Source organism: Candidatus Symbiopectobacterium sp. NZEC135 (assembly GCF_025962695.1).
This window is the reverse complement of the sequence record NZ_JAGFPF010000616.1, coordinates 1-1,130: the sequence shown is the minus strand read 5'-3', so window position 1 is coordinate 1,130 and position 1,130 is coordinate 1. Positions and strand designations below refer to the sequence as shown.

General features: G+C 54.8%; 2 pseudogenes. Both read right to left on the bottom strand.

From position 1 onward, the window contains the following. Positions 1-632 (bottom strand): annotated as a pseudogene (locus J5224_RS29200) (MFS transporter); the annotation flags it as partial. 317 nt (positions 633-949) lie between these two features. Next, positions 950-1,130: pseudogene (locus tag J5224_RS29195) on the bottom strand (protoheme IX farnesyltransferase); the annotation flags it as partial.

The following is a 1,130-nucleotide window of genomic DNA, read 5'->3' as shown; positions in this document are numbered from 1 at the left end:
CACCTTCCAGTGTGACCCCGCGGGCAGGCCCGCCTGTTCCAGCACGCGCGGCAAGGCGACAAAACTCGCCATCAGCAGGATATGCAGGCACATGATGCCGATATTGAGTTTCACCAGCCGACTGTTACCGAGCACCTGGCGAATGCTGCCGCGCACGATGGCGGATTCGCGATTGAGCGCATGGCTAGCGGCGTTGGGGATCAGCGTCAGGGTGATGATAATACCAAGCGATGCGAGCAGGGCCATGCACCAGAACAGCGATTGCAATCCCCAGGCGTGCGCGACGATTGGGCCAAGCACCATGGCGATGGCAAAGGTTACGCCAAAACTGATGCCGATAAAAGCCATTGCTTTGGTGCGATTTTGTTCGCGAGTGAGATCGGACAGCAATGCCATGACAGCGGCAGATATTGCCCCCGCGCCCTGCAATGCTCGACCAAGAATAATGCCCCAAATCGTGGTGCTGAGGGCGGCAACCACGCTGCCGAGCACAAACATCAGCAGACCGATAACGATGAGCGGTTTCCGCGATCGGAAAGTAACCCAAAGGGCACCTGAAACAGTGCCTGCATCAGGCCATAGATACCAATCGCAAGGCCAATCAGCGATTCGCTGGCCCCTTGCAGCGCCATGCCGTAGGTCGTGAGCACCGGCAAAACCATAAACATGCCGAGCATCCGCAGGGAAAAAACCGCACCTAAACCCCAGGTTGCGCGCCGTTCTTTCGGCGTCATTATATTGTCAGTGAGGGACGTATCGTTCATGAAAACCTCAAAATTGCGTTGGCGCTATTGTAGTGCCTTACTCATCGGGCCGTAAATGGTGGCATTGTTACTTGATTTGGCGCGCCGTCATAAAATGACATATTAAATGCAGCAAAACGTGGGGAAGGGCGAAAAAAAACAGACGATGGGCATCGTCTGTTTTTTCAAGGTGCGAACGGTAAACGTTAGCGCAGTGCGGTGATCAGCACATCCTGCATCGGCGTCATCGAGTCGACAGACATCATCACGCTCAGTGATGTGATGGCTACAATCGAGAACACAAACAGTTTGCGCGCCCACACCTTGTCATCATTGGGTTTTTTGTAGCCCGACAGCGCCATGCCTAACCACCAGATGCTCACGGAG